Origin of the sequence: Streptomyces sp. NPDC001787 (genome assembly GCF_040297465.1) — a bacterium.
GTDB lineage: Bacteria > Actinomycetota > Actinomycetes > Streptomycetales > Streptomycetaceae > Streptomyces.
The window spans coordinates 31533-50619 of record NZ_JBEOZE010000047.1; the positions used below are offsets into that span (position 1 = coordinate 31533).

Genomic DNA, 19087 nt, shown 5'->3' on the forward strand with positions numbered 1-19087 from the left:
CAGGTGTCGGTGTTGTCGAGTTCCAGGGCGTGGTTGAAGTCGGTGAGAGCCTCGTCGTAGAGGCCCATGAGTCGGCGTGTGATGCCGCGTTGGGTAGTGGTCAAGGTGTCGGTGTTGTCGAGTTCCAGGGCGTGGTTGAAGTCGGTGAGAGCCTCGTCGTAGAGGCCCATTTGTTGATGGGTGATGCCGCGAAGAGTGATGGCCCAGGCGTAGGTGTTGTCGAGTTCGATGGCGCGGTTGAAGTCGGTGAGAGCCTTGTCGTGAAGGCCCATTGATTGATGGGTGATGCCGCGGTGGGTGACCGTCAAGATGTCGGTGTTGTCGAGTTCGATGGCGCGGTTGAAGTCGGTGAGAGCCTCGTCGTGAAGGCCCATGAGGTGGTGGGTGCGACCACGTCCATAGAGAGCGCGTTCGAGGTGCGGGTTGTGCGCGAGGGCGTGGTTGTAGTCAGTGATGGCTTGCTCGAAGCGCTTTGCGTTGCGGTGCTCGCGACCACGGATTGCATAGGCCAGGGCGCGGTTGATGGCGGTGAGTTCTGGGGCGTTCATCAGTTGCGTCACGGCCGCGACGAGCCCAGTGTCGTCACCAGTTTCGGTGACCGAGATTTGTACCCGGGTTGCCCACAAGGTGAGGGAGGGGGCATCGGCGTCTCGCCCGGCTTGAGCAAGTGTCTGACCCCAGCGATGCAGGACCCCGGCTCCTTCAATGCAGGCGTGTAACACCTGCTGGAGGGCTTCATTGAGCGCACGGTGAGGTGCAGCGCATAGGCGATGGTAGGTCTCGTTAAGCCGATGCTCGCGCCAGGCGGTGTCGTCCCAGAGTTCGTTGGTAGGAATGCCGTCTTCCAGAGCTTGGCGGCGCTGCTGGTAGGTGTCTGCGATCAGGGTGTGTTGTTGCTGCCAGCGGGTGAGGGACTGGGTGCGTTGCAAGCGCAGCATCGGAGTACGCACGACGTCGTGGTAGCGGCAGCGGCCGGCATGGTCGGTGACGAACGGGAGGCCGCGCAGCCAGGCGTATTCGGTCGCCGCAGGTTCGGGCACGATGGTGCGGAAAAGGTCTTCGTCGAGTTGTAGCGGAAGGGCACAGGCCAAAGCTGCCGCGCGGTGGTGGGGGTCGTTCTCCCACTTCAGGAAGCGCTCGACGGCAGTCCCGGAGGGGTCGCCCACCTCGCCGATTGTGTGGGGGCGTGCTTGGGCGAGTAGGTCGACCAAGACTGGTAGACGGCCACTCAGATTTAGGATGACGTCTGTGACGCTCTGGTCGGTGATGCCACGGGCGACCAGCAGCCGACGTGCTTCGTCCTGGGTGAACACCTCCAGCGGTACCTCAGTCACCAGGTCCAGATGATCACCCCAGCAACTGGCATCGAGCAGACCTTGACCGGACAGTACGGCCACAACGTTGCTGGGAAGCTCTCCGTATTCCTCGCCGACCATGACATCGCCCAGCCACTGGTTCAGTACCGGGCCGATACGTTCGAGGACATCGAAGAACAGCACCAGCAAGGGCTGGCGCTTGGCCATTGAGGCTAGATCCTCCAGGAATACAGGGGTCAGTTTCCGCAACGGGGACAGCACCAGTTGGACATCCTCAGGGGTCCGCATACGCGTGCTGAGCGCCGCACGGGCCCGGTCGGCTGTCCGGGCCAGCTGCTGCGGGTCCATCGCACCAGCGATCGCCCCTATCCCCGGCAGCATGCCCAGTCCGACCAGCCCAGCCTGAGCTATTACTGTGCTGGACACAGAGGCGGCCACCGGCTGCGATGCACCCGTTGTGTCCTCTCCCGAAGCGGGCACCTCAGCGGTGTGAGTCTCTGCTTCATGGCGCCGCTGCCGATAGGTGGCCAACTGCTTTTCGAACTGCCTCAGTTCGGTACCCTGCCGTGCGAACTGGGTGCTGATCGCCTCCATCGCCTCGATGGCACCGTGCACATCGTCATCGATGTAGGCGGTCACCGCCTGAGAGTCACGCGCTGCGACCTCCCACTGTCGCAGCAGCGAAGTCTTGCCCACCCCAGCCTGACCGCGGACATGGAACAGATACTGAAACGCCTCGTCTTCCGGATCTCGCCCCAGATTCTCCCGAAACACCCCTAGCTCGTTGGTTCTGCCGACGAAACTACTTTGACGCCGCCGCCGGTTCAGTTCCTGCCTTGACGGCTTGTTGCCAGACACCTGGACCACCCCCTGAATGCGAGCATGATGCCTTCTCGTACTACTCCCGCGCAGCCTCAAGCCAAAGCTCATGACGTTCTGCCGATCTGAGAGACCGATTAGTCCGTACAGAGCCAGCCCGTGGTCGGCCGGGGCGAGCAACTGGGCGATCCGGGTGACCGTGTCGGTGGTCATGCGCCGGGTGCCGGCCGGACTGGTACGAGTCGCTTCGGTCGCTGGGGATCGTGGGGTTCACCGGCCTGCGGGCCCGGCCCCGGCGTCTGGCCCTGGTTCCGGTAGGGGAGGGTGGGGTGAGGCTGTCGGCTGGTCTTGCGGCGGGGCTGGCCGCGCGGATCGGCCGGGAGCTCGCCGGAGCGGGAGAGGCCGGTGGGGGTGTGGCCGAAGGGGAGGCTTACACCGGCCTGGACACGGCTCTCGTGGTCGAGGTCCTCGCCGGGGTGGGCCGCCACGGCGTTCTGACCGTCACGCGTATCCGCTGACGTGCCGGTCTCGGGGGTGATGCTCCGGTCCGGTCGGCGTGGTCATTGGTATCCGGTATTCGAACAGTCGTACTATTGAAGGGTGCCCCAGTACACCTTCCCCCAGGACCTCCGCGACGCCCAGCTCGCCCTCCACCAGACCCGCGCCGAGTGCGAGGCCTACGCGCGCACGCTGCCGTGGTCGGCCGAGCCGATGGACGGGTGGGAGGCGGAGAAGCAGGTCCACAGCGGCTACCGGCCGTCGAAAGAGGCGAGCCCCGGCTACACCGACGAGCAGGCGGAGCGGCTGGCCGTGTACCGGCGCCGTCTGCTGGAGCTGAGCACCACCGTGATGACGCACCCGTTCTGGGAGACGCTGAGCGGGCCGGACCTCGTGAAGGCCAGGACGGCGCTGCGGCACGCCCACGAGCCGGTCGAGGAGAAGGCGGCGTAGCCGTATGTCCGACGGCGGCGTGCCCGTTCTCCCGGCCGACCTGCCGCGGCTCTACACGCTGCGGACCTGGCACGCCATGTGGGTCGCCCGGATCGATGAGGCCATCGCGGTGGCCGAGCGGCGCGAGCAGGAACGGCTCCAGGGTGAGCGGGTGCGCCCGCCCACACCCGACTGGGTGATGGAGCACGGCATCGGTGTCGGTGCTCCAGCGATGGAGATCCATGTCGGTGGGTGTTATGCGGCGGGGAAGCGGCTGAAGGTGATCAGCCGGGAGCAGGCACTGGGGGCGCTCGCGGACGGGGTCCGGGCGTGTACCCACTGCCGGCCCGACACCGCACTCGGGATGCTGTAGCCCGCGTCGGGTGACAGGCGCGCCGGCACCCGGACTGTGCGGGTGCGGGGGACAGGTTGCGGCGTGAGGATCGGTAGTACGGGCAGCGGCCCGGCGCGCGTCCGGCCCCTGGGGGCCGGCTCTCCCTTCCGGCGCTCCGGCCCGCTTCCCGACCCGACCCGTCAGGGGGGGCCTGGAGGAACCCGATGCCGCGACCCTTGTGGACCGGTGCCATTTCTTTTGGCCTGGTCACGATCCCGATCAAGGTCGTCAGTGCGACCGAGGACCGTGTGATCCACTTCCACCAGGTGCACCTGGAGGACATGGGGCGCGTCCGGACCCGGAAGATCTGCGACATCGACGGTGAGGTCGTGCCGCAGGAAGAGATCGGCAAGGGCTACGAGCTCACCAAGGACCAGACGGTCCCGGTGACCGACGAGGAACTCGACCAGATGCCGCTGCCTACGGCGAAGGCGATCGAGATCGTCGCGTTCGTCGACGCCGACAGCATCGACCCGATCCGCATCAGCGACTCCTACTATTTGGCGATCGACGGACAGGTCGCCGCGAAACCGTACGCGCTGCTCCGCAGGGCGCTGGAGCGCTCGGACCGGGTCGCGGTCGCGAAATTCGCCTGGCACAACCGCGAAAGGCTGGGGCTGCTGCGTGTGCAGTCGGGTGCGATCATGCTGCACGCGATGCGGTGGCCCGACGAGATCCGCAGCCCCGAGTCCCTCACCCCGACGCCCGTGGAGCTGGGGGAGAGCGAGATCGAGCAGGCGGTCCAGCTCGCCGACACCATGACCGTCGACGACATCTCGGGGTTCAGGGACGAGTACCGCGACGCCCTGGAAGAGCTCATCGCCGCGAAGGCCGAGGGCGAGGAGCTCCCCGTGCCGGCCGAGGCCGGGGCGGGGGAGTCGGGGACGGTCGTGGACCTGATGGCCGCGCTGAACGCGAGCGTGAAGGCGGCGAAGGAGGGCCGTGGCGAGGACAGCGACGAGCACGCCACCGTGCACGAGATGCGGCCCCGCAAGAAGACCACGGCGAAGAAGGCCGCCCCGACGAAGAAGACCACCAGCAAGAAGGCCTCCACCCGGAAGAAGACGGCCGCGGGGAAGAAGACCAGCGCCGCCAGGAAGACGACGGCGAAGAAGCGCAGCGCCTCCTGATCCGCCCCTGATGTCATGAGCGTCCTGCCCCGGATCGACCCCATGCTCGCCACCCCGGGCCGCCTGCCACCACCGGCCTCGGACGCCCGGTACGCCTACGAGGTGAAACAGGACGGCCAGCGCGTGATCGCCTACCTGCCCGGTGACGGGACGGTGCTGCTGCGGGCCCGTTCCGGTGCCGACATCACCCCCGCCTACCCCGAACTCGCCGCGCTCGGCCGGGTGCTGGGCGGGAGGCCGGCGGTTCTGGACGGGGAGATCGTCGCCCTGGACGAGGCGGGCCGCAGTGACTTCGAACGCCTGCAGGCGCGGATGGGACTGGCCGGGGCACCCGCGAAGGCCGCCCGTATGGCCCGCACCGTACCCGCCCACCTGATGCTCTTCGACGTCATGTTCCTCGACGGCACAAGCCTCACCCGGGCCCCGTACACCGAACGCCGCGAAGCACTCACAGCCCTCCGTCTTGCGGGACCGGCCTGGTCGACACCCGCGGCCATCACCGGACACGGCACCCAAGCCCTCGACATGACCCGGAAAGCGGGACTGGAAGGACTGATCGCGAAGCGCCTGACCTCCCCCTACGCACCCGGAGTGCGCTCCCGCGCCTGGATCAAAATCAGAAACGTCCGAACCGCCGACGTCATCGTCGGCGGCTGGGTCCCCGCCCGCGGCCACCTCACCGGACTCCCCGGCGCCCTCCTGATGGGCCAACGCGACCCGGACGGAACCCTGCGCTACGTCGGCAGCGTCGGCACCGGATGGAACGACACCGAACGCACCACCCTCGCCCAACTCCTCGCCACCGCCGCCACCGACACCTGCCCGTTCACCGACACCCCACCGGTCACCGGAGCCCGATGGGTACAACCGCGCCTCGTCGCCGAAATCCGCTACACGACCCGCACCCGCGCCGGACGCCTGCGCCAACCCTCCTGGCACCGCCTGCGCCCCGACCTCGCCCCCGACGACATCACCTGAACCGGAGCGGCGACACCGCGCAGCGCGGGGAGGGCAGACCGGAGTCGGAGGAGTGCCCGGCCGGGTGAGCCCAACGGGCGTTCAAGGCATGTCGTCCGTACGGTCGGTGTGGGTGCCCCTGACAGGACGGTGCCCGTGTGCCCCGCGGGTCCGTCGCACGTTCCGCGGGGCCAACCACTACAAGAGGGTCAAGGCGTCCAGGAGCAGCTGCCCGAAAGGGCGCCGTGGTCGGCCCAGGGCCAGCCCTCCCTTTGGATGAGCAGGTCCCGAAGGCGGATGTACCCGTCTCGTCGGCTGGCCGAGGGTGCGCCATCGGAGGAGCATTAGGGGATATGGGTGTGCGGCGTTCGTGGGATCACCTTCTGGAGCCGCCATCAGGCCGTGGTCTGGTAGCGATCCCGTTCGTGCTGATCGTGACGATCACCGTGCTGGACATCTACACCGGGCATGATGTGCAGCTCGGCCCACTGCTGGTCATCGCACCCGCGCTGACCGCCTCTCTTGCCGGGACACGGCTCACCGCTCTCGCCGGGGTACTGGCAGTGGCGGCCCAAGTGTTCATCGCCGCCTTCCTCGGCGGACTGACCACGCCCAACCGCGTGGCGCAGATCATCGCGCTGAGCGCGCTCTCCGCCCTGGTGGTCTTCATGCGGTTCGTGCGGGAGCGGCGCGACCGGGCGCTGAGCCGGGCACGCTCCGTGGCGGAGACTGCTCAGCGGGTTCTGCTTCGGCCTCCGCCACGCCGGATCGGGCCGTTGCAGGTGGCATGGCTGTATATGTCCGCGCAGGACGAGGCCGAGATCGGTGGCGATCTGTTTGCGTTCGCCCGCGCCGCGCATCCCGCGACCCGGGTGGTCATCGGCGATGTACGGGGCAACGGGCTGGCCGCCATCGGTGAGGCCTCGCTGGTGCTGGGGGCGTTCCGTGAGGGCGCTCACCGGTATGCGGCCCTCCCCGAGCTGGTGACCGCCCTCGAAGACAGCGTCTCCCGGAACCTGGAGGACGTGGCGGACACCAAGCACGACCCCGGCGAGCACTTCATCACCTGCCTCGTCCTGGAGATCCCCGACGACGCACCGTCGGCCGCCGAGATGATCAACTGCGGGCATCCTCCGCCTCTGCTGGTGCACGATCAGCAAGTCACAGTGCTGCATGCCCGACAGCCACTGCCCCCTCTGGGCGTGTGCGAACGGACGATCGAGGACGATCGCATCGACCCGTTCACCCTCACATGCGGTGACATGCTCGTCCTCTACACCGACGGAGTCATCGAAGCCCGCTCGCCGTCCGGAGCGTTCTACCCGCTCGCCGAACGAATCGCCTCCTTCCCCACCAGCAGCCCCTACGCTCTGCTGCACCACATCCACCGCGATCTGCTCACCCACATCGGCGGCCACCCCGCCGACGACGCCGCCCTCCTGATCATCGAACGCACCCCGTCCCACCGGCCGCACCTCCCGCCCCATCCACTTGGTCACCACCGGCACCAGCCCAGTGGATCGCCCCCGCACCCAGGCCACTGAACTCAGCAACCGGGCGACACCCGGTGCGCCGGGCGTACTGCTGAGGACGCTTCGGCACGGGCGCGGGCCTGGACACGAGAGAGGCCGCGGCGGCTCCGCGGGCGGCCGGGCAGCTCGTCGAACGGCGGCGGGGCCGGCACGGACCCCACCAAAGGCGCAGCCGGCGGCTCGTCCGGAGACAGCAGTACAGTGCCTGCCGGGGGTGGCATCAGCAGGCCACGCCTGAGGAGGACTGCCAGGCAGTGTCCCGCTCGCGCGGTTGACCAGCTCGAAGGTGTCGCCGTCCGCCTGCGGCCGTCGGTCCGGGGCGGTCGTTGACGGCCTTTCCTTCTCTGAAGGAGAGGCGCATGAAGTGTGCGCCGTCGATGATTCGGCATCACCGTGCCTCCTTCACCGAGGCCGTGCGGCAGGGACCACGACGGTGCCCGCACCGGTGCCTCCGTGGGTCGCTCGCCGCAGGGCTGGGGAACCGAGTCCCGCCGGTGCAGCTGCTGGGCCTCGCATTGACGACGAGCGTATGTGGCTGGAGAGGGCTGCTGCACTACGTGCGGAAGCCGGGAAGCTCGGCACCGGGACGAGGCCGGGTTCCGCGGCCGGCTCGCCGAGGCGGAGGCGGGTGCGGAGCGGGTGTGCGGGATCGATCGGGTGGGTGTCAGGGGTAGGTGTTGATGCCGGGGGAGGGGTGGGTGGCGGCCCATGTCCAGTGTTCGTCGATGGTGCCGTGGGGGGTGCCGGTGAGGGTGGTGGCCGGTGCGTCGGGGTCGTCGGCGGGGCGGGGGAGGGTTTCGGCGAGGACGGCGTGCTCGCCTTCTGGGTTGTTCCACGGGACGGTCGGCACGACGTAGGTGTGGCCGGGGAGCAGGGCGGGTTCGTCGGTGGTCTGGGTGACGGTGACGGTGCCGTTGAGGTTGCCCTTGTAGGTGTGGGTGATGCGGACTTCGTAGAGATCGGACGGCACGTTCTGGATGGTTCTGGTTCCGGTGTGGCGTTGGACGGTGGCGCGGAAGACGTCGCGGGCCGCGGTGGCGACCTCCTGGTCGTCGTCCGGGTTGTGGAGTGTCACCGCCTCGAACGAGGCCGGTCGCGGGGTGAGGTAGGTGTAGGCGGTCCAGGCGGTGGCGGTGATCACCGCCAGAGCCGCCCCGGTGACGGCAACGATCATGGTCTTCTTCACGGTCAGCCCCACAGTGCGCGGTAGTTCTTGCGGTCGGTTCGGGTCGGGCGGCCGTTTGGCGGCTGATCGGCAAGGCGCCTCTTCATCAGTGACGCCGGTCCGGACACCGCTTTGTGGCAGAACCCGAGAGCGTGTCCGAGCTCATGGGCTGCGACCCGGCGTCGCCCCATGGTTGTGCCGAGTGGTTTGCCTTTGCCGAGGTAGGCGCTGTTCATGCGGATCCAGTCGGTGCCGGGGCCGGGGCTCCACGCGGCCCCGACGTTGAACCACGCGCCCGCGGTCTCGTTGGTGTCCGCCCATTCCAGGTCCGCGACCCGTACCGCGTCGTCCTGCGGGAACGTCACCCGGTCGAGCCCGTCGGACCACACCTTCACGGCGTACTTCCGGGCGTCGTCGTAGCGGGTCTCGTCCTCCCACGCGATCTCTGACCCGTCGACCGACGAATGCCCGCGCGAGTCCGATTTCCCACCGGTGCACTTCGCCGGCCGGGCCGCCGCTCGCGGGGAGGCGACCGCGTGGTTGACCGTTGTCGCGAGAACCAGGCAGATGAGTGTCGCCGCCCACGGCAGACACCCCGCCCCAGGCCGTCGGTTCCCCTTCACCGGGTGCACAACACCATCACCGACATCATCCCGGCACCGCCGGATACCCACGCGTATCGCGCTCTCCACGTCCACCGGGGGCGGTCGGGCCGGTTACGGGGCGACTTCGTAGTCGAGGGGGGTGGGGCCGCAGGTGGCGGCGACTTCGTTGAGGGCCGCGGCTTCTTCCTGGTCGACGGTGAGCTGCCAGCGGAGTTTGGTGGCGACCCAGTCGGCGGCGTAGGTGCAGTGGGAGTCGGCGGCCGGGGGCAGCCAGGTGGCGGGGTCCTGGTCGGCCTTGGACCGGTTGGTCCTGGCGGTGACGGCGACGAGGGAGCGCTCGCTCCCGAGGTCGTTGGCGTAGGCCTGGCGGCGGGCGGCTGTCCATTGCGAGGCGCCCGAATCCCAGGCCTCGGCGAGCGGGACCATGTGGTCGATGTCCAGAGCACCGGGCTCGGTCACGGTCAGCTGGTCGTAGTAGGAGAACCAGCTGCCCGCGGTGACCTTGCAGCCGGGCTCGATCGTGGCGGGGACACGGGACTCGGCGATCAGGACCTCGGCGCGAGTGCTGCAGGAGTCGTGGTCCTCGTCGATCCAGTGCCTGAACGCGGTGCGCTGGTATCCCTCGCGGGACTCCGCGGCCAGGGGAAGGGCCTTGATCCCGCCCGTGAGCGTGACGGTCTCCGCGTGGGCGGGTGCGGCACCGGCCAGGGGCAGGACGGCGAGGGAGGCACAGGCCAGGGCGCGCAGGGTTTTCGTGATCATGCTGCTTTGGTACCGCCGGCCTGTGCGCCCGTGATGGCGAACCGGCGCAGTGTCACCCGCGGGAGTGGCAAGTCATACCACCCGCCCACCGGTGCTCATCCGCATACTGTCCGACACACATGGGGTTTCGTGGGCTCGGAAGTGGCGGACAACCGCGCGCCTATGGCGCGGCCTCGTACTTCACGACGGTGTCCGGGCAGTCGGCGGCCAGGGCCTCCAGAGCGGTGCGTTCCTTGTCGTCGGCGGTGAGCTTCCAGCGGAGCTTGGTGGCGGTCCAGTCGGCGCCGTAGGTGCACTGTGCGGAAGCGGCCGGCGGGAGCCACTGGGCGGGGTCCTTGTCGCTCTTGGACCGGTTGGTCTTCGCGGTGACCGCGACCAGCGAGCGCTCGGCACCGAGGTCGTTGGCGTACCGCATCCGCCGGCCGGCGTCCCACCCCGAGGCCCCGGAATCCCAGGCCTCGGCGAGCGGGACCATGTGGTCGATGTCGAGCTTGCTGGCCGCGGTGACGGTCACCTCGTCGTAGTAGGACAGCCATTCACCTCCGGTCAGCGCGCACCGTGCCCCCTGCTCCGGCTTCACGACCGCTTCGGCCAGGAGCACTTCGCTGCGGGTCGAGCAGCCATCGGAGTCCTCGTCCACCCAGTGCTTGAAGCTGTCCCGCTCGTACCCGTCACGGACCTCGTCGCCCGCGGGGATGAGGGCGATGGCCTCCTTGAGGCTCAGGCCGCTGCCGCCGGCCGGTGCGCCGGGGGCGGCCGAGCCGGAGGCGGCTGGGGTTTTCCGGTCGGTGCTGGTGGGGTCGGGCTGGGCCGCACTGGGATTGCAGGCGACGAGGGAAGCCAGCGCGAGGGCGGCTATCAGGGCGTGGCGGAGTGCGGTCACGGGATACTCCAGCGGCTGGTCAGGAGGCTGATGAGCCCTCATGATCCCAGTTGGGAGCATCGTGTGACAGGCGGTCACCCGGGATGGCCGTGCCCCTGGCGATGGCTTGAGGTCCGGGCGCTGGGCCTGGTCAGTCACCGGTGTGGTTCTCCGGAGTCCGTCGGGCCGGTGGGTGCCGGACTGTCGGGTGTCGGCGTAGACGCGTGCCGGATGCAGGTTCGCCGCGGCGCGCTGATGCACTCAATTGCTTTCCGTGGAGGGTGGATTGGGGGTGTTCACTCGTTCGTGTTCGCGGGTGGTGTGGCGTCCTGGGTCCGGGTTGTGACGTCCCTCACGTGAGGGTGGGGTGGTGAGCGCGTCATGCCAAGTGCGGGGGTCGGTTTTGGCAGGTCACCGGGGTTCGGCGCACCCAAAGGTCATCACTGTTAGCTATGCGAAAGATTCTGTGCGTGACATTCGTGGGGGCGCGCATGCGTGTTCGGCGGATACGGCCGGTTGAGTGAGGGCACCGGCTCACACCGGCACGACCACCCGTTCCTCAGCGAAGAGGCCCCATGTCCGAAGACGTCCGCGAGGACGACGGCTGCAGTCCAGAGGCCGAGGCCCTACTGCCACTGGACTTCCAGGCGCATTACCTCATGAACCAGGAGGCGTGGCACGAGTACGCGTTGTTCGTCCTCCGGACCAACGACGCGGCGGAGAATGCGGTCCACCGGGCCTTCCTGGAGATCCTGCGGCACTGGGACGGCCTGCTGGGCGAGAGCGATCTCCAGCAGCAGACCTGGGCGATCCTGCGCCGGGTCGTGATCGACGAGCTCCTCGGTGACTTCCGTGACCGGCTCGCCGAGATGGACAGCGGTATCGGTCTCTACCCGGCGCTCGGAAAGCTGACGCAGAGCCAGTTCGACGTGATCGTCCTGCGCTACATCGCGAAGTACGACACGAAGCACATCAGCTGGTACCTCGGCGTCACCGCCAGCACGGTCGACTACCACTGCCGCAAAGCCCGCGAGCGGCTCGCCCCCGTCTACCGCCGCCGGTACGGGATGAAGAAGGAGGACGCGAAGTGAGCAGCATCTGGGAACAGCGCCTGGCCGAGGCCGACATCTCCGACCGGGAGCCGCGCCGGCACTTCGATGTCGCGGCCGGTCTGCGGCGCCTGGCGCAGGACGCCGGGTACGTCCAGGCCCCCGCGGACGAGCCGTGCGGTTCGCGGGCGCGCCGCAGGCTCGGTGCCGTCACCCGCTGGGTCGTGACCCAGGCTGGTGCGGCCGCCCATGTGGAGGAGCTGACCGCGGTCATCGGGGACGACATCGACGCCGATCTCGCCCCTGCGGACTTCGACGGGTGGATCGACGAGTTCGACATCCACGGTGTGCACGTGTTCGGTGCCACGCTCTATCTGGCCCGTCACCCGGAGAGCGCCCTGTTCTGGTGGCAGCTCGCGGCCGGCGCCGGTCACAGCGGCGCCGCGTACTGCCTGTACCTGTACCACCTGAGTGTCGGCGAGGTCCGGGAGGCGGCCTTCTGGAAGCGCCAGGCGGTCACGCTCTTCAAGGATCCCACCGAGGAGTTCTTCGACGGCCTGGAGAGCTTCGTCGGCTACACCGTCCGGCACAGCGCCGACCGTGCGGTGTCCACCCGGTGTCTGGAGGAGAAGGTCGAGCGGCTCGCGGTCAGACACGACGACGGCGGTCTCGTCTACCGCCCCGACAGCCGGCTCGTCGAGGGCATCCACGAACTCGCCGGACACCACTGACACCACCAGCCATGCGCCGATCGGAGAAGGCGAAGGGCTGCGCAGGGTTGCGCAGCTGACCCCTGGACCGGTCCGGAGGCGAGACCGACGGAGGCACGATGGGCGACAACTGCGAGTTGTCGGCGGTGGGTGCGCGTGCGGGTCCTGTGCCCGGAACGTGGTGGTGGTGGGTCACCGGGCGGTCCTCGCACGCGTACGTGTGACCGCGTGCTCCGTACGCCCGCTTCGGGCTCCGGGAACCGGGGTGTCCGGCGCGTGACGATGTCGACGCTCCGGCGGGGGTTGCGGGGCTAACCCCTCCGCGCCGCATGGTGCTGCCAAGCAGCTGTCCGGCGGCGTCCCGTGTCAATCGTTCGCGAAGCCCTCTGGTGCCCCGTCAAAGAAGGCGCCGATACGTCCCCGACGGGGACATCGACAGAAGAGGAGCCGCCACGATGACGAGCCCTTCTTCTTGCCCATCGACGTGCCAACGCTCTACACATTCGGGCGGGACGACGGCTGCTCCACCCGGTTCCCGTACGCGTGACCGCGCGACCGTGTTGGGCTCCCGGGATCGCACGTCGTGCGGATGGTCATGAACTCCCGGCGAGGGTTGCGGGGCTTGCCCTGTATCAGTTTCGCGGGGTCCATTCAATAGATGGCTTTTGATGAATCCGCAGGTCAGAGCGGTGAGTTGGGGTCTGCGGTCTATTGAATGGAATCGGATTTCGGGGAATCGTTGAGTGTGCGGTTCGGGGGTTGCGCCGCTAACCCCGCCGCATCGCACTGTGCTGTCCACCGCCCCGGGACTCACCCCGAGACGCAAACGGCCGGAGCCCATTCTCCCGCCCTCCGCTCCACGAGCGGCATCTACCGTGCACCGCCGACCCCGAGGAGAGATCCCCGTGACGACCGTTCAGCAGACGCCCCCGACCACCACCCCGACCGTGCCGCCACAGACCGACCCGGCCCCGGCCGCGCCGACTCCTGCCTCCGCTCCCGCGCCGGCCGCTCCTGCCCCGGCCCCGCCCTGGTTGGTGGTGACCGTGGCCGCGCTCTGCGTGCTGGTGTTCTTCCTGGTGTGCGGCTTCGGCGGGTTTCTCGTTTATGCGTACCCGAGGCTGCTGGACCCGCTGACGTTCGCCGTGGCGGTCGCGGTGGCGCTGTTCACCCTCGGGATGCTCCTCGTGGCCATCGTGCCGCTGGCCCGACGCCTGTGACCGCCGGCCCCGGATGTCCCCGGGCCGGGCCCGCGGTCACCGGCCGCCCGCCCCGCGCCCCGCCAGCCCGTCGACGTCCCGGGTAAGCCGCGCGGGCTGCCGGACAGGCTCCGTATGGGCTTGTCCGGCCCCCGTTGGCGCAACCCCGTCCCAAGCCATGGGAGAGGTAGGTCAGGAACCGGGTCAGCGGCGGCGTCCCCGGCCGGGGTGGCCGTGTACGTCTCTGGGCGCGGCTGTACGCCTCCGAGGGGTTGACGTACAGCCGCAGGCACCAGGAGCACGACGTAGCGGCGCTCTACCGGACCGTGCCACCTGTTGTCACAGGGATCGCGAATCCGGTGAACCGTGGTTCCGGCGGTTTCTATGCTGCCCGTATGACGCACGAATCCGTTGAATTGCCCGTCCGCGCGGAGTACGACTCGGACTGGCATGTGTTCCTGGACCACCCCACCCAGGGGGCGCTCGGCTACTGCACCGGCGCAGATGAGGAGTTCGACCCCGACGCCGCCGCCAGGGTGCTGGAGGAAGGGGGCTGGCGGGTCGTCGGCCCGTGGATGGAGCAGCCGACCGGCGACGCCCCGTACACCGCGACGGCGACCGCCACCACCCCCACCGCGGCCCCCGCGACCGACGACGAGATCCGCGACCGGCACATCACCGACCTGCGCACCGCCCTGGAGCGCGCCGCTCGGGAGCTGGTCTTCTGCGCCGGCCGGGAGGCGGCTGCGGACCCGGGGCAGTCGGCGCGGCTGATGGCCGTGGCCGGGGAGTTCGAGGCCGTGCTCGTGCGCACCGCCCTCGCGGATGACAGGCACTGACACCAGGAGTGCGGCGTCGCCGGTCGGCACGCGTTCCTGCGCACACGGGTGCATGGAGACTGACGCACCATCCGGACCCGTATGCGCTCCCCGCATCACGCATGCGCGGGGCGGGCCCGGGTGGGCGGCCGGCGGCTCGGTATTCTGGGATCAGGCGGTCTCCCGCAGGGCGGGGACCATCAATGACCTCCTCATGAAGGTCCCACTCCGAGGTGCCGGCCGGCACCGTCACCGGCAGCGCGGGTCACCGCGGGGATCTTCTCCTCCGGCCGGTAGAGGGCGGCCACGGCCAGGAGCACGGCGCCGACAGTAGAGACCCGGGCGTGGGGGCGCGGTGTCGTGTCCCGTGGGCGTCGTACGGCCGGGCGGTGGCACCGGGCTGGCCCTGCGGGTGCCGCAGGGCCGCCCAAGCGTCCGTCAGGCGGCGTTCTCGTCCTTGTCCTGGGGCCACGCCTCGTCCAGAAGGAGTTCGGCGCAGCTGCACGATTCCGGGTCGGCGAAGGTCGGGTACATGCAGTCCTCGTGGTGGTCCTGGCCGTCGTGCACGATCTCGGTCACGCGGGTCCTCCCGGTGGGTGAGGTGGTGCGGTACTTCCGTACACCGCCCCCGGTTCCCGAAGGCGGCGGATCCGGGTGGAGGACATCAGAGTTGAGGCTGGTGTGACTGGTGTGATGTGCCGGGGGCGGTGGTCGCCGAGGGCGGCGCCCGGCCGTCCCGGAGGCTCCGGGACGGGACGGTCAGGGCACATCGCCCTCCCGGACCCACGGGCCGCCAGGGCAGCTGATGGCTGGCAACACGGGCGGGAAGCCACCAGGAGCTACCGGGGCTCCCAAGGCAACTGCGTATCGCTGTCAGTAATGGATGAGTCAGTCTGCCCCTTTACCATGTCCGCGCCGCGCAGGTCCGCGCCGCTTAGGTCCGCGCCGTTCAGGTCCGCGCCGAACAGGTCCGCGCCGAGCAGGTTTGCGTCACTCAGGTCCGCGCCGCGCAGGTCCGCTTCGCGCAGGTATGCGTCGCGCATTTTTGCGTCGGGCAGGTCCGCGTCGCGCAGTTTCGCGTCGGGCAGGAACGCGCGGCTCAGGTCCGCGCCGCTCAGGTTTGCGTCGCGCAGGTTCGTGCCGCTCAGGCTCGTGCCGCGCAGTTTTGCGTCGGGCAGGTACGCGCGGCTCAGGTCCGCGCCGCTCAGGTTTGCCTTGTCCAGAGCTGCCTCGGAGTCGCCGAGGACGAGGGTGACGTTGGGGAGCTTGGCGCCATGGAGGTCAAGGAGGAAGGTGCCGTCCCGGGTCGTGTCGCGGGCGGCGAGGACGGTGAAGGCGGCCTGGACGTCGGCCGCGACGTCCTGGCCTTTCGCCGGGGGTTTGGCGGCGTGGGTGCGGATGTAGGTGGCGAGGACGTTGGCGATGGTGGGCTGGTCACGGTGGGAGTCCTGCATGATCCGCTGCAGGGCGTAGATACCGCCCAGCCGCACGTCCATCTTGTCCTCACCGAGGTTTCCCACCGCCGCCGTGTACCGGTCGGTGATCTGCCCCTCCTTGGCCAGCGCCCGGTCATCCCGCGCCTGCTCATTGGCCTGTCTGGTCTGAACGTTCGAGTACCAGAGACCCACCACCGCCACCACAGCGGCGACCACGACCGTGAACAACTCGATCCGCCGCGCCCAGTCCAAACCCTCCGGGGCAGTAGCAGGGGCAGCGCCCGGGCCGGTCCGGGCAGTGAGTCGGGTGGTACGGCGTAGCCGCGGGCGGCGGGCAGGCGTGGGAGGCATACCTGTATTCGATCCCAACACCCCACGCCGGCGCAGCGATTCGGTTCTATCAAGCCGAGTTCCCAGTGCGGCACACCCCTGGTGTGGCGGGTTTCCGGGAGCGGCGGCACTCCAGGGTTGCCGACCCGCTCTGCACCTGCCTTCTGGCTGGATTGCTCACCTGCGGGGGTGTCTGCCTCGTACGGTGAGGTGGTGGACGAAGCGACGACCGAGGTCGAGTTGCACGGCGGACCGCTCGACGGCTGGGTGGTGGCGGTGGACACCGACGACCCGGATCCCTGGATCGCGATCATCAGCGACTACGGGCGCCATCCCGGCGGCCGGTCCCTCTACGAGCCCGACGCCACCGGTCGGTGGGGCTGGGTCCGGGACCTGCGGCCGGAGGAGATCTGATGGCTGTGCATCCCGTCCCGGAGCCGGGTGACCGCGCGCCTTGATTAGCTGGCGGCCTACTGGCGGGAGGCACCGCCGGATGTCCGGCAGGACATCCTCACCGCGGCCGCAGTGGTGAGGGACGCCCCGGAGCCCGGCCACGTCGCCCACCTGCTGGAAGCGCTCGGCCGCCTGGAGCTCCCGGACGCCCCGGACGGCGCCCCGTGATGATGGCGGCGCGACAGTGCGAACCGCGGGCGATGGCGCCCGGGGCGAGGCAGCGGCTGGATACCCCGGCTGCTCGTTGAGCAGTTCGTCATATGCCAGTGGCATATATCAATGAGCTGGTTCCTTGTTATTGGTCAGGCCGGGGCCGTTAAATATGAGGCGTGCGCATAATGCACGAGAAGGGGCCGCTCCCTTGCGGGAGCGACCCTCGCGCGTATGCCGGGCTATCCGCCGAGCCAGGTCAGTACATCGAGCGCTACCTCGATGAGGCTGACGTAGAAGGCCAAGGCGGCATAGTCCGGCGTATCGCTGCCGTGCATCGTTCCTCCCGTACAGCCGGAGGGGGATCTCCCCTCCGGCCAGCTGGACCGGAGGAGACACGGGCGACCGCGTTGGTCTGACTGTAACCACGGACCTCAACCCGCCATCGCCCATGATCGAGAATGCCGGGTTACGTCTTTTCCCGACCGCTTATGACCATGCGTCATGCCCTCTGCCGGACACGAGAGCCGACAGCACGAGACCCCGGGCGATGACGCCCGGGGTCTCTCCGCGCAGTGCCGTTCCACCAGTTCACCGACCGGCCGCGGCCGGTGTCACGTCCACTCCACCCCAACCTGTACGAGGGTCTCGCGCTGCTCGGGGGCGAGCTTGTCGCGTCGGCTCTTGGTGTTGCTGATGAACACCCCGAGCTTCACAACGTGCTTCTGGCCGTCGACCTCGACAGGTTCTCGTGCTCCCTCGGGACCGGCCGCTCGTGCCCTTCCCTCTGGAGGTACTGGGCGAGCGCCGCAACCCCCCACCGGAACGGCGCCGACAGCCCGCCCGCCCCCTTCACCGCGCGCGGGTTCTTGAACCCTCTGCGGATGCGGGCGGGTGTCAGCCTGTTTGCCTCGGTCGGCTTCTCCCAGGGCCTGCGAAGGTCGGCGGCCAGCGGCCGGGCGAGCTGGATCTGGGCACAGGCGCCGATCACGAGCCAGGCCCGCCGATCGGCCGCTTCCGAGCTGCGGAGCCGGGGCCTGGCCCGACCGAGGGCCGTGCTCGATGCCGATACGGCGGAGAAACGACTGCCAGCAGACATCGACACCTGCTTCTGTGGCGCCGGGGCGCAGCGTGACGTTGGCACAGGGCCCCTTTCCCTCGAATCAACCCGGAGTGTGCTCCGCGATGAGCCGACGGCACTGCCGCGCACGGCAGGCCAGTTCGTCACCCAAAACGGAGAGCTCATCCAGGTAGCGCAACAGGTCTGCGGTGGCATCGTGGTCCGGGCCACCAGCGAGAAGCAATCGGGTTGCTTCCACCACGCTGCTCTCCGGTTCGAGAAGCAGCACCCGGAACAGCCCGAAGAACCTGGTGGCATCCCCTTCTGGCGTACTCACCGGAGAGGCGAGCAACTGATCCCACTGCTCCGCACACCCTTCGAGCCCCAACTCGACTGTGTCAAGCATGAGCTTCTCGAACGCGTAACCGCGATGCCCAACATTGGCTTCGACAGCACGTTCCAGATCCTCCCGGGCTTGGCCGTAGTGGCCCGCTTGCCGGTGCGCTTGGCCGCGAAGGCACAGTGCCCAGTCATCGGTGGGGTTGAGTTCGAGTGCGGCGGTGAAGTCGGTGATGGCTTGGTCGTACCGGCCGGCCTGCCGGTGTGCCTCTCCACGAGGCGCGAGTGCCCAGTCATCGGTGGGGTTGAGTTCGAGTGCGGCGGTGAAGTCGGTGATGGCTTGGTCGTACCGGCCGGCCTGCCGGCGTGTTTCTCCGCGAAGCGCGAGTAGCCAGGTGTAGGTGGGGTTGAGTTCGAGTGCGGCGGTGAAGTCGGTGATGGCTTGGTCGTACCGGCCGGCCTGCCGGTGTGTTTCTCCGCGAGACGCGAGCGCCCTGGTGTAGGTGGGGTTGAGTTCGAGTGCGGCGGTGAAGTCGGTGATGGCTTGGTCGTACCGGTCGGCCTGCCGGTGTGTTTCTCCGCGAGACGCGAGCGCCCTGGCGTAGGTGGGGTTGAGTTCGAGTGCGGCGGTGAGGTCTGTGATGGCTTGGTCGTACCGGTCGGCCTGCCGGTGTGTTTCTCCGCGAGACGCGAGTACCCTGGCGTAGGTGGGGTTGAGTTCGAGTGCGGCGGTGAAGTCGGTGATGGCCTGGTCGTACCGGCCGGCCTGCCGGTGTGCCTCTCCGCGAGACCCGAGTACCCAGGCGAGTGTGGGGTTGAGTTCGAGTGCGGCGGTGAAGTCGGTGATGGCCTGGTCGTACCGGCCGGCCTGCCCGTGTGCCTCTCCACGAGACGCGAGCGCCCAGGTGTAGGTGGGGTCGAGTTCGAGTGCGGCGGTGAAGTCGGTGATGGCTTGGTCGTACCGGCCGGCCTGCCGGTGTGCCTCTCCACGAGACGCGAGCGCCCAGGTGTAGGTGGGGTCGAGTTCGAGTGCGGCGGTGAAGTCGGTGATGGCTTGGTCGTACCGGCCGG

19 protein-coding genes and 1 pseudogene are annotated in these 19087 nt (G+C 68.9%); 11 read left to right on the plus strand and 9 right to left on the minus strand.

The features are described from left to right. Window positions 1-2174, minus strand: a 2174-nt coding sequence (locus ABT170_RS38025) for a tetratricopeptide repeat protein (RefSeq protein WP_351875355.1), incomplete at its 3' end; no start/stop codon positions are given. A gap of 290 nt (window positions 2175-2464) precedes the next feature. On the opposite strand from ABT170_RS38025, the gene ABT170_RS38030 reads away from it, so the two are divergent. The 6 genes from ABT170_RS38030 to ABT170_RS38055 all read left to right on the plus strand — a co-directional run bounded on the left by ABT170_RS38030 (window position 2465) and on the right by ABT170_RS38055 (window position 7090). After that, on the plus strand, window positions 2465-2653 hold the full coding sequence (locus ABT170_RS38030; RefSeq protein ID WP_351875358.1) for a hypothetical protein: 189 nt from the start codon (window positions 2465-2467) through the stop codon (window positions 2651-2653). 82 nt (window positions 2654-2735) lie between these two features. Beyond that, window positions 2736-3086 (plus strand): DUF8825 domain-containing protein, encoded by a 351-nt coding sequence (locus ABT170_RS38035; RefSeq protein WP_351875361.1) that lies wholly within the window; start codon window positions 2736-2738, stop codon window positions 3084-3086. A 4-nt stretch (window positions 3087-3090) separates the two neighbouring features. Beyond that, window positions 3091-3438 carry a DUF6233 domain-containing protein gene (locus tag ABT170_RS38040; RefSeq protein WP_329940304.1) on the plus strand — a complete coding sequence of 116 codons (348 nt, stop codon included), beginning with the start codon at window positions 3091-3093 and terminating at the stop codon, window positions 3436-3438. A gap of 185 nt (window positions 3439-3623) precedes the next feature. Next, the gene (gene ku, locus ABT170_RS38045) at window positions 3624-4589 is read left to right on the plus strand and encodes a non-homologous end joining protein Ku (protein ID WP_351875364.1); all 966 of its coding nucleotides are present in this window, start codon (window positions 3624-3626) and stop codon (window positions 4587-4589) included. Between the two features lie 15 nt (window positions 4590-4604). Then, window positions 4605-5567, plus strand: coding sequence for a non-homologous end-joining DNA ligase (ligD, locus tag ABT170_RS38050; RefSeq protein ID WP_351875367.1), 963 nt, complete (start codon window positions 4605-4607; stop codon window positions 5565-5567). 404 nt (window positions 5568-5971) lie between these two features. Next, complete coding sequence (locus ABT170_RS38055) at window positions 5972-7090, plus strand: PP2C family protein-serine/threonine phosphatase (protein WP_351875370.1); 1119 nt, start codon at window positions 5972-5974, stop codon at window positions 7088-7090. Window positions 7091-7742: 652 nt separating this feature from the next. On the opposite strand, the gene ABT170_RS38060 is transcribed toward ABT170_RS38055, so the two are convergent. The 4 genes from ABT170_RS38060 to ABT170_RS38075 form a co-directional block, all read right to left on the minus strand. Beyond that, entirely contained in the window at window positions 7743-8264 is a 522-nt protein-coding gene (locus ABT170_RS38060; RefSeq protein ID WP_351875373.1) for a hypothetical protein, read from the minus strand. Between the two features lie 2 nt (window positions 8265-8266). Then, window positions 8267-8866: a zinc metalloprotease gene (locus ABT170_RS38065; protein WP_351875376.1), complete on the minus strand. Its 600-nt coding sequence runs from the start codon at window positions 8864-8866 to the stop codon at window positions 8267-8269. Window positions 8867-8959: 93 nt separating this feature from the next. Continuing rightward, the gene (locus tag ABT170_RS38070) at window positions 8960-9610 is read right to left on the minus strand and encodes an HNH endonuclease family protein (protein WP_351875379.1); all 651 of its coding nucleotides are present in this window, start codon (window positions 9608-9610) and stop codon (window positions 8960-8962) included. A 160-nt stretch (window positions 9611-9770) separates the two neighbouring features. Next, window positions 9771-10493 (minus strand): HNH endonuclease family protein, encoded by a 723-nt coding sequence (locus ABT170_RS38075; protein ID WP_351875382.1) that lies wholly within the window; start codon window positions 10491-10493, stop codon window positions 9771-9773. A 554-nt stretch (window positions 10494-11047) separates the two neighbouring features. Here ABT170_RS38075 and ABT170_RS38080 point away from each other — a divergent pair. The 4 genes from ABT170_RS38080 (at window position 11048) to ABT170_RS38095 (ending at window position 14269) form a co-directional block, all read left to right on the plus strand. Then, entirely contained in the window at window positions 11048-11563 is a 516-nt protein-coding gene (locus tag ABT170_RS38080; protein WP_351875385.1) for an RNA polymerase sigma factor, read from the plus strand. Beyond that, entirely contained in the window at window positions 11560-12252 is a 693-nt protein-coding gene (locus ABT170_RS38085) for a hypothetical protein (protein ID WP_351875388.1), read from the plus strand. The genes ABT170_RS38080 and ABT170_RS38085 overlap by 4 nt, the downstream gene beginning before the upstream one ends. An 884-nt stretch (window positions 12253-13136) precedes the next feature. Then, window positions 13137-13451: a hypothetical protein gene (locus ABT170_RS38090; RefSeq protein ID WP_351875391.1), complete on the plus strand. Its 315-nt coding sequence runs from the start codon at window positions 13137-13139 to the stop codon at window positions 13449-13451. A 374-nt stretch (window positions 13452-13825) separates the two neighbouring features. Continuing rightward, window positions 13826-14269 (plus strand): hypothetical protein, encoded by a 444-nt coding sequence (locus ABT170_RS38095; protein WP_351875394.1) that lies wholly within the window; start codon window positions 13826-13828, stop codon window positions 14267-14269. 417 nt (window positions 14270-14686) lie between these two features. On the opposite strand, the gene ABT170_RS38100 is transcribed toward ABT170_RS38095, so the two are convergent. Next, the gene (locus tag ABT170_RS38100; RefSeq protein WP_351875397.1) at window positions 14687-14827 is read right to left on the minus strand and encodes a hypothetical protein; all 141 of its coding nucleotides are present in this window, start codon (window positions 14825-14827) and stop codon (window positions 14687-14689) included. 260 nt (window positions 14828-15087) lie between these two features. Then, window positions 15088-15936: a pentapeptide repeat-containing protein gene (locus tag ABT170_RS38105; protein WP_351875400.1), complete on the minus strand. Its 849-nt coding sequence runs from the start codon at window positions 15934-15936 to the stop codon at window positions 15088-15090. 291 nt (window positions 15937-16227) lie between these two features. On the opposite strand from ABT170_RS38105, the gene ABT170_RS38110 reads away from it, so the two are divergent. Next, window positions 16228-16428 carry a Rossmann-fold NAD(P)-binding domain-containing protein gene (locus tag ABT170_RS38110; protein WP_351875403.1) on the plus strand — a complete coding sequence of 67 codons (201 nt, stop codon included), beginning with the start codon at window positions 16228-16230 and terminating at the stop codon, window positions 16426-16428. Window positions 16429-17473: 1045 nt separating this feature from the next. On the opposite strand, the pseudogene ABT170_RS38120 reads toward ABT170_RS38110, so the two are convergent. Further along, window positions 17474-17738, minus strand: a pseudogene (locus ABT170_RS38120) (NF041680 family putative transposase); the annotation flags it as partial. A gap of 42 nt (window positions 17739-17780) precedes the next feature. Continuing rightward, a partial coding sequence (locus ABT170_RS38125; protein WP_351875409.1) for a tetratricopeptide repeat protein occupies window positions 17781-19087 on the minus strand: 1307 nt, incomplete at its 5' end.

Excerpts from the sequence above, each read along its gene's own strand:
- ABT170_RS38040 (WP_329940304.1), top strand. The coding sequence starts at position 3,091 with ATGTCCGACGGCGGCGTGCCCGTTCTCCCGGCCGACCTGCCGCGGCTC.
- ku (WP_351875364.1), top strand. The coding sequence starts at position 3,624 with ATGCCGCGACCCTTGTGGACCGGTGCCATTTCTTTTGGCCTGGTCACG.
- ligD (WP_351875367.1), top strand. The coding sequence starts at position 4,605 with ATGAGCGTCCTGCCCCGGATCGACCCCATGCTCGCCACCCCGGGCCGC.
- ABT170_RS38070 (WP_351875379.1), bottom strand. The coding sequence starts at position 9,610 with ATGATCACGAAAACCCTGCGCGCCCTGGCCTGTGCCTCCCTCGCCGTC.
- ABT170_RS38080 (WP_351875385.1), top strand. The coding sequence starts at position 11,048 with ATGTCCGAAGACGTCCGCGAGGACGACGGCTGCAGTCCAGAGGCCGAG.
- ABT170_RS38095 (WP_351875394.1), top strand. The coding sequence starts at position 13,826 with ATGACGCACGAATCCGTTGAATTGCCCGTCCGCGCGGAGTACGACTCG.